Source organism: Citrobacter sp. Cpo221 (assembly GCF_030332345.1).
GTDB lineage: Bacteria > Pseudomonadota > Gammaproteobacteria > Enterobacterales > Enterobacteriaceae > Citrobacter > Citrobacter portucalensis.
The window spans coordinates 85,062-93,679 of sequence record NZ_JAOWIA010000057.1 but is presented as its reverse complement, the minus strand read 5'-3'; the positions used below and the strand labels follow the sequence as shown (position 1 = coordinate 93,679).

General features: G+C 54.9%; 6 protein-coding genes and 1 other RNA gene. 6 read left to right on the top strand and 1 reads right to left on the bottom strand.

Annotated elements, in window-relative coordinates; translation table 11 throughout:
• Positions 1–29 precede the first annotated feature (29 nt).
• The 6 genes from OGY72_RS16080 to OGY72_RS16055 all read left to right on the top strand — a co-directional run bounded on the left by OGY72_RS16080 (position 30) and on the right by OGY72_RS16055 (position 7,289).
• Entirely contained in the window at positions 30–1,439 is a 1,410-nt protein-coding gene (locus tag OGY72_RS16080) for a TolC family outer membrane protein (protein ID WP_286548290.1), read from the top strand.
• Positions 1,436–3,622: a type I secretion system permease/ATPase gene (locus OGY72_RS16075; protein ID WP_286548288.1), complete on the top strand. Its 2,187-nt coding sequence runs from the start codon at positions 1,436–1,438 to the stop codon at positions 3,620–3,622. The genes OGY72_RS16080 and OGY72_RS16075 overlap by 4 nt, the downstream gene beginning before the upstream one ends.
• A gap of 7 nt (positions 3,623–3,629) precedes the next feature.
• Positions 3,630–4,793 (top strand): beta-barrel domain-containing protein, encoded by a 1,164-nt coding sequence (locus tag OGY72_RS16070; RefSeq protein ID WP_286548515.1) that lies wholly within the window; start codon positions 3,630–3,632, stop codon positions 4,791–4,793.
• A 72-nt stretch (positions 4,794–4,865) separates the two neighbouring features.
• Positions 4,866–5,229, top strand: a transfer-messenger RNA (tmRNA) gene (gene ssrA / locus OGY72_RS16065).
• Positions 5,230–5,395: 166 nt separating this feature from the next.
• A complete protein-coding gene (locus tag OGY72_RS16060; RefSeq protein ID WP_286548286.1) occupies positions 5,396–6,643 on the top strand; it encodes an integrase domain-containing protein in 1,248 nt (415 codons plus the stop codon).
• 1 nt (position 6,644) lies between these two features.
• The gene (locus tag OGY72_RS16055; protein WP_286548284.1) at positions 6,645–7,289 is read left to right on the top strand and encodes a hypothetical protein; all 645 of its coding nucleotides are present in this window, start codon (positions 6,645–6,647) and stop codon (positions 7,287–7,289) included.
• 138 nt (positions 7,290–7,427) lie between these two features.
• On the opposite strand, the gene OGY72_RS16050 is transcribed toward OGY72_RS16055, so the two are convergent.
• Positions 7,428–8,539 (bottom strand): IS3 family transposase gene (locus OGY72_RS16050; RefSeq protein WP_103848104.1). Its coding sequence is split into 2 segments (ribosomal slippage): positions 7,428–8,278 and positions 8,278–8,539, totalling 1,113 coding nucleotides; the frame shifts between segments, so codons are not numbered across the junction.
• Positions 8,540–8,618 lie beyond the last annotated feature (79 nt).

The following is an 8,618-nucleotide window of genomic DNA, read 5'->3' as shown; positions in this document are numbered from 1 at the left end:
TCGCTGCCGTATTTTGTAAGGGATAAACTATGAAAAATGTCGCGCCTGTTGCATTACTTCTGGCATTAACGCTCTGTACCCTGCGGGTGAATGCCGAAGATGAACCGCAAATTATTACGCCGGAAGGACTGGCCACCAGCCAGATGCTTCCCTCGCTGGACGGCGCGGTTGCCGATCTGCCGCTGAGCGCTGCCGCCCCCGGCAACCTGATGCTCAACGACGCGGTAAGTCGTGCCGTGAGCTGGCATCCTTCTATTCGTGAATCGATCGGCAAACTGCTCTCACAAAACGAGCAGATCGACGTGGCGAAATCGAAATATTACCCGCAGGTTTCTGCCGGAATGAATAACGGTTACAGCAATACCTATTCCGACCACGGCTTTAGCCCGGCGCTGGTTATTTCGGTGTCACAAATGCTGTACGACTTCGGCAAAGTGGCAAGCCAGGTCCGCGCCGAGACCGCCGGAGCCGCACAACAGCAGGCGAATGTGTTACTCAGTATTGATACCATCGCCCACGCAACCGCCAACGCGATAGTCCAGGTGCAGACGTGGCAACAAATGGTGGATGCCGCCGAAGAACAGCTCACCGCCTTAAACGACATTGGTCGACTGACCCGACAACGCAATGATGAAGGGGCAACCTCGCTGTCCGACGTGGTGCAAACCGATGCGCGTATCGAGTCTGCACGTTCTCAGCTGGCGCAGTATCAGGCCAATCTCGACAGCAGTAAGGCCACATTGATGAGTTACCTCGGCTGGAACTCACTTAACGGCATCAGCAACGAATTCCCGGCCAAACTGGACAGCAGCTGCGATGTGGTCAAACCGGAAGATAAACTGGTTCCCGCGGTTCTGGCGGCCTGGGCACAAGCGAATGTGGCACAAGCAAATCTCGATTACGCCAACACGCAGATGACGCCCACCATCTCTTTGGAACCGTCGGTTCAGCATTATCTCAACGACAAATACCCCAGCCATGAGGTACTCGACAAAACCCAGTACTCCACGTGGGTAAAAGTTGAGATGCCGCTGTATCAGGGGGGCGGACTCACCGCCAGGCGCAACGCCGCCAGCCATGCGGTAGAGTCTGCACAATACTCCATCCAGCGCACCCGACTCGAAGTACGACAAAAATTACTGGAGTCCCGCAGCCAGGCAATGAGCCTCGCCACCGCCCTGCAGATTCTGCGCCGCCAGCAGCGACTGAGTGAACAAACGCGCGAGCTTTATCAACAGCAGTATCTGGACCTCGGTTCGCGCCCGCTGCTCGACGTGCTTAACGCCGAGCAAGAGGTGTATCAGGCCCGTTTTGCCGAACTCCAGACTCAAAACCAGCTGCGCCAGCTCCAGCTGAACTGCCTCTATAACACTGGCTCGCTTCGCCAGGCGTTCGCCTTAAATAATCGCAGCATTCAATCGGTGGAGATCAAGCTATGAGCGACCTCGATTCACATGCAGAAGATGCGATTAGTGAACACGCTCTTAGCCAGTGGGCGCTGGCGATGACGCATATTGCCAATCACTATCGCGTGGCCTGTTCTCCCGGCGCAATCCAGGCCAACGCCCCGTGGTTTGCGGGAAAAAGCCGGGCAACGGCCCTGTCGCAACTGGCGCGTCAGGCGGGCCTGTCATTTCATGCGCTGGATACCGCCACGCAGGCGTTCGGTCAGTGGCATCTGCCGGTGGTGGCGGAACTGCGCGACGGCCAGCTAATGGTGATAGAGCATTTCAACGGCGAAGATGCACTGGATGTGTTTATCATCGCCGAAGGGGGCCAGCGTAACCGGCTCACGGTCGCAGAGCTTCTGCCGGAGATCGTGAGTATTACCGCGCTGCGCCCGCTGTCGGCGCTGAAGGACAGTCGGGTAGACCGCTATATTTCGCGCTTCAAGCCCGACTGGATGCGCGAACTGGTGTTAAAGGACATCCGCCCTTACCTGCCGGTCATGATTGCCGCCTTTCTGATTAACGTTCTGTCGCTCGCCGGGATTATCTTTTCTATGCAGGTTTATGACCGGGTGATCCCCGCTCAGTCTTATCCAACGCTGTATGTTCTCTCCACTGGCGTTCTGGTGGCGGTGCTGTTTGGCTTTTTGCTGCGTGAAGCGCGTACCCACATAATGGACCTGCTCGGAAAACGCGCCGATATGCGTATTTCCGATCGCGTATTCAGCCATGCATTGCGCCTGCGTAACAGCGCCGTCCCTCGCTCGACGGGGAGCTTCATTTCTCAACTGCGCGAGCTGGAACAGGTTCGCGAGATGATCACCTCCTCGACCATGTCGACCATTGTCGATCTGCCGTTTTTCTTTTTGTTTATCGTGGTGCTGGCTTTTATCGCCCCGCCGCTGGCATGGATAGCGCCCGTCGCGGCCCTGCTGATGATCCTGCCCGGTTTGTTGTTACAGAAGAAGCTGGCGGTGCTCGCCAACCAGGCTGCCCATGAATCCACCCTGCGCAACGCAGTGTTGGTCGAAAGCGTCCAGGGGCTGGAAGACATCAAGCTGATGCAGGCTGAAAACCGCTTTTTACAGCAGTGGAACAGCTACATCCGCATTACCGGAGAGTCCGGGCTGCGCACGCGCAGGCTGACTCAGGGGCTGATTGGCTGGGGCATGTCGGTACAAAGTCTGGTCTACGCCGCCATCATTATGTTTGGTGCGCCGATGGTCATTGAAGGCACGATGACCACCGGGGCCGTGGTGGCCGCCTCGATGCTCGGTTCCAGAATGATTGCCCCAATGGCTAATCTGTGCGGCGTGCTGGCCCGCTGGCAACAGGTCAAGGCGGCGAAGATGGGGTTGGACAGCATCATGCAGCTCCCCACCGAAACGCAGTACGACGAAGACCGGGTACATCAGGAGATTTTTCACGGTCATTATCTGTTTGAGAACGCACACTTTCGCTACCACAGCGACGATCAGCGCGTTCCGCTGCGCATCTCGCGCCTGGAGGTCATGCCCAGCGAACGGGTGGCGATTCTCGGGCGTAACGGTGCCGGGAAATCAACCCTACTGCAGGCCATGGCGGGCGGAGTGGAGATTACCCAGGGCGATGTCCGGCTCGACAACCTGAGTCTGGCGCAGATCGATATGGCTGATTTACGCCGCAACATCGGTTTTCTTAGCCAGAATGCGCGGCTGTTTTTCGGCACCCTGCGCGAGAACCTGACCCTCGGCGCGCCGCATGCCAGCGACGCGCAGATCTTCGAAGCGCTGGAGGTCAGCGGCGCGGCAGCCTTCGTTAAACAGCTCGCCAAAGGGCTGGCGCATCCCATTATGGAGGGCGGCAACGGTTTGTCCGGTGGACAACGGCAGTCGATCCTGCTGGCAAGAATGCTGCTGCGATCGCCCAATATCGTGCTGCTCGACGAACCCAGCGCCTCGCTGGATGAACATACCGAGCGGGAGTTTATTCAGCGCCTGAACCAATGGCTAGGCAACCGCACATTGATTGTCGCCACCCATCGCGTACCGGTTCTGGAGCTGGTCGAACGCGTGGTGGTATTAAAAGAAGGCCAACTGGTTATGGATGCCCCGAAAGCGCAGGCATTAAATGCGAGTCGGGCACCCGCCCCAACTCACGGTCGGGAGTGGAAAAATGAAAACCAATCCGCATGATGCCGCCATGGACGACCTCGATATCCGCCGCGAGCACCGTTTTTCCGGGGCCAGCCGCATTATTCTGCTCAGCACGCTGCTGTTTGCCGTCCTGGGTATCTGGGCATATTTCGGCAAGCTGGATGAAGTCTCAACCGGCAGCGGGAAAGTGATCCCCAGCTCGCGAGAGCAAATCTTGCAGTCGCTGGATGGCGGCATTCTCGCTGAGCTTACGATACGCGAGGGAGATAAAGTGCAGGCCAATCAAATTGTGGCGCGCCTCGACCCTACCCGTTCTGAGTCCAACGTTGGGGAGAGCGCCGCCCGTTATCGCGCCTCACTGGCTTCCAGCGCAAGGCTTAATGCCGAAGTTAACGATCTGCCGCTGGTCTTTCCCGATTCACTGCGCGCATGGCCGGATCTCATCGCCTCCGAAACTCGCCTGTATAAAAGCCGTCGCGCGCAGCTTGCGGATTCAATGGCGGAACTGCAAGATGCCCTGGTCTCAGTTAATAAAGAACTGGCCATCACCCAACGGCTGGAGAAAAGCGGCGCCGCCAGCCACGTAGAAGTGCTGCGCCTGCAACGACAAAAAAGCGATCTGGGATTAAAAATCACCGACCTGCGCTCGCAATATTTCGTGCAGGCGCGGGAAGCGCTGTCAAAAGCTAACGCCGAAGTGGACATGCTGGCGGCGATTTTAAAAGGACGCGAGGATTCCGTCACCCGCCTGACCGTACGCGCGCCGATGCGCGGTATTGTGAAAAACATCCAGGTCACCACCATCGGCGGCGTTATCCCGCCCAACGGCGAGATGATGGAGATTGTGCCGCTGGACGATCATCTGCTGATAGAAACCCGCTTGTCGCCGCGTGATATCGCGTTCATCCATCCTGGACAACGGGCGCTGGTGAAGATTACCGCCTATGACTACGCCATTTACGGCGGCCTGGAAGGCGTAGTCGAAACCATCTCTCCGGACACCATTCAGGACAAAGTGAAACCGGAAATCTTCTATTACCGCGTGTTTATCCGCACGCATCAGGACTTCTTACAGAACAAACTGGGACGCCATTTCTCCATCGTACCGGGCATGATTGCCACAGTGGATATAAAAACAGGTGAAAAAACCATCGTCGACTATTTAATCAAACCGTTTAATCGCGCAAAAGAAGCGCTGCGCGAGCGCTAAATCCTTGAGGATTAGGGGTTGCGGGGGCTGGTCACGCGTGTCACAAGTCTGTTATACTTGCTCTAACACATTGGGGCTGATTCTGGATTCGACGGGATTCGCGAAACCCAAGGTGCATGCCGAGGGGCGGTTGGCCTCGTAAAAAGCCGCAAAAAAATAGTCGCAAACGACGAAAACTACGCTTTAGCAGCTTAATAACCTGCTCTGAGCCCTCTCTCCCTAGCTTCCGCTCTTAAGACGGGGATCAAAGAGAGGTCAAACCCAAAAGAGATCGCGTGGAGGCCCTGCCTGGGGTTGAAGCGTTAAATCTAATCAGGCTAGTCTGGTAGTGGCGTGTCTGTCCGCAGGTGCCAGGCGAATGTAAAGACTGACTAAGCATGTAGTACCGAGGATGTAGGAATTTCGGACGCGGGTTCAACTCCCGCCAGCTCCACCAAACATTCATTCATGATGCATCATGAACCTTAAAAAAGCCTGTAACTTCAACGAGTTGCAGGCTTTTTTGTTGCATGTGTGGTCATGATCTCTGTATGAATCTTGAGCATTATGTATCTTGTTTTGCACCGCGTTGCCAGAACGCTAAAAAAACAAGGTGCAAAAACATGCCTAAGGTATTGAAATCCCTAACCAATACCGAGATCGCTGCCGCCAAGCCGCAGAAGACCGAGTATATGCTGCGCGATGGTGACGGACTGGCGTTGTTGATTAAGCCATCCGGCAGAAAGATCTGGTACTTCGAATACACTCCCCCGGCGCTGAAAAAACGGACCAAAATCAGCATTGGCCCCTACCCGGTAGTCACCCTCGCCATGGCGCGAGATTTCAGGTTGCAATACCGGCGTTTACTCGTACAGGGCATCGACCCACAGGCCCATCTGGAGCAGGTTGCAGAGGAGCAACGACTCCAGAATGAAAGCACGCTGGAAAAAGTTGCGGAACAGTGGCTCAAAGAGAAGAAACGGACCAGCGATCTTAGCGAAGATCATGCCAAAGATGTCTGGCGCTCGCTGGAGATGCACGTCTTCCCTTCTCTGGGCAATACACCCGTTACCGAAATCCGCCCGAAGATGCTCAAGGAACACCTCACACCGCTGGAAGAACAGGGCATCCTCGAAACGCTGCGGCGGGTTATCTCACGGCTCAATGAAATCTTCCGCTTCGCCATCTCCGAAGAGCTCATCGAGTTTAATCCAGCAGACAACCTGGTCGCCCGCTTCAAGAAACCGAAAAAGCAGAACATGCCCGCCCTTCACCCCAGCGAACTGGGCAGGCTAATGTTGGCACTACAAAACGCCTCTATCCGCAAGGAAACCCGCTGCCTTATCGAATGGGAGCTACTGACCTGGGTTCGCCCCGGCGAGGCCGTCAGCGCCCGCTGGTGCGACATCGATATGAAAAAAGCGGAATGGCGCATCCCCGACACCTTTATGAAGATGAACCGTTCGCACACGGTGCCGCTCAGCAAACAGGCGCTGCGCGTTCTTCAGGTTATGGAGCCCGTTAGTCGCCATCGCCCGTGGGTCTTCCCCAGCATCCGCAAACCACTGGAGCACATGCACCAGCAAACCGCGAACGCCGCACTTATCCGAATGGGGTTTGGTGGCGAGCTGGTCGCCCACGGCATGCGCAGCATCGCCAGAACGGCGGGCGCAGGTCATTTTCCCCGTGAAGTCCTGGAATCTGCGCTGGCGCACCAGAAAGAAGATGAGATCGAAGCGGCCTACAACTGCAGCGACTATCTGGAACAAAGGCGACCGCTGATGCAGTGGTGGGGAAACTACGTTGATGCTGCCAGACGGCAGGCATTGCTCGGTGAGGAAGAACCGCTGCGGATCGTGGAAGGAGAATAATGTGACCAGTCCCATTCGTCAGAATCTGTTTGAACGGGAATGCGATATGCCGCTGCTGGAAGCGCGGCATCTCGCCCTTCTGCTTCTAGGCCTCGATGCTTCCCAACCTGCAAACGCCCTGCCGGAAGAACATCAGGAAAACTACCGTATCCTGCACGACGCCATCAGCCGGACCATTAAGGCAACAGGCATGGTCAGTGCCCCGGCGAACAAGCGCATGTTCTATGCCGATGAGATGTTTGCCCTGGCCTGGCGGCTTATTGATGACGAACTGACGCCGTCAGAAGTAAAAGACCGTAGCCTGAAGGCGGTGATGAAACTGTCGCGTAATAGCCGTGGCCGCAAGTGGCTGAAGACGCTCGGCGACGATGCGCTGCCGGATCTCACTGCATCCATACAACCTTCCCAGCGTGGGATACATAAGCGCGACAAGGCACGGGAGAATACTGCCCGACTCTGCTGGCTGCTGGTTCAGCTTCTGGTTGAGGAGACTGACGGACGGTACGGTACGTCTGATAAACCGGCTTCGGATAGGATACTTCAAAAGCTGAAGGTTCTGGCTCAGGAGCAGGAATTGCCGTCGGATGGGCTTGGGAGAGGAACATTTTATGAGGTTTTGAGGATGGGAAGGGAAAAGGATGAGTAGACATCTATTATATTTACCATAAGTAGCGACTCTAACAGGCACACTAATTTGAACTTACAAGGTTTTGCACCCATTTAAAACCTCAGCAGATTCAGGTAATTTTGATCTTTATCAGCTGATACTGTAAATAGACCCGTTTTAGTTCCAGGCATTTTTTGAGATCCCGGCCAAATGATTGTGTTGCCGATATTCCTCCGGCGTCATATTGTTCAGTGATTCATGCGGGCGTTCACAGTTATATTCTGACACCCATCTTTCCGTGATTTCCCGCACTTCATTCAGCGTTCTGAACAGATAAAAATCGAGTATTTCTGTACGGTATGTTCGGTTAAAGCGCTCAATAAAAGCGTTCTGCGTCGGCTTACCCGGCTGAATAAATTCCAGTTTTACTGCATGTTGCTCTGCCCATTCAGCCAGTGCAAGTGAGATAAATTCCGGACCATTATCCATGCGTAGCATGACCGGATAGCCGCGATTTGCCGCGATCCTGTCGAGTACACGGACCACGCGCAAAGCTGGCAGATTCAGATCGATTTCAATCGACAATGCCTCACGGTTAAAGTCATCAACGACATTGAACGTGCGAAAACGACGGCCACAGACCAGAGCATCATGCATAAAATCGACAGACCAGCTCTGGTTCAGCGCTTCCGGTGTGGCCAGTGGCGAGGGATTACGCACCGGCAACCGTTGTTTGCCTTTACGGCGAAAATTCAGCTTCAGCAGACAATAAATACGATGGATCCTTTTGTGATTCCACGGGTATCCCTGCCGCCGCAGAACCTGGAAAAGTTTTGGAAAACCGTACCGTGGGTATCGCTCTGCCACTGCCTGTAACGCGACAATAACGGGTTCGTCACGCGTGGTATCCGGACGGTAATGGTAAACCGTTCTGCTCAGGTTCAGACTCCGGCAGGCCTGACGGATACTGAGTCCAAATGTCGTTATCAGATGAGTGACCAGCTCACGCTTAAAGGCTGGTTTTAAAGCTTTTTTTCGATAACGTCTTTCAGCGCCCGGTTCTCAAGGCTCAGGTCGGCAAACATCTGTTTGAGACGTCGATTCTCGTCCTCAAGATCCTTGATCTTTTTAATATCAGAAGCCTCCATGCCGCCGTATCTGGACTTCCAGTTGTAGTAGGTGGCTTCAGAGATACCGGCCTCCCGGCAGACATCTTTAACGGTTCGTCCGGCTTCAACCGATTTAATTACAGCAATGATCTGATGCTCAGTAAAACGGGCTTTACGCATAGCGATCTCCTTTGTTGGCAGAGTGATTATGCCGGAGGGTCTCTAAATGTGAATGGCACGATTATGCGGGATACTTACA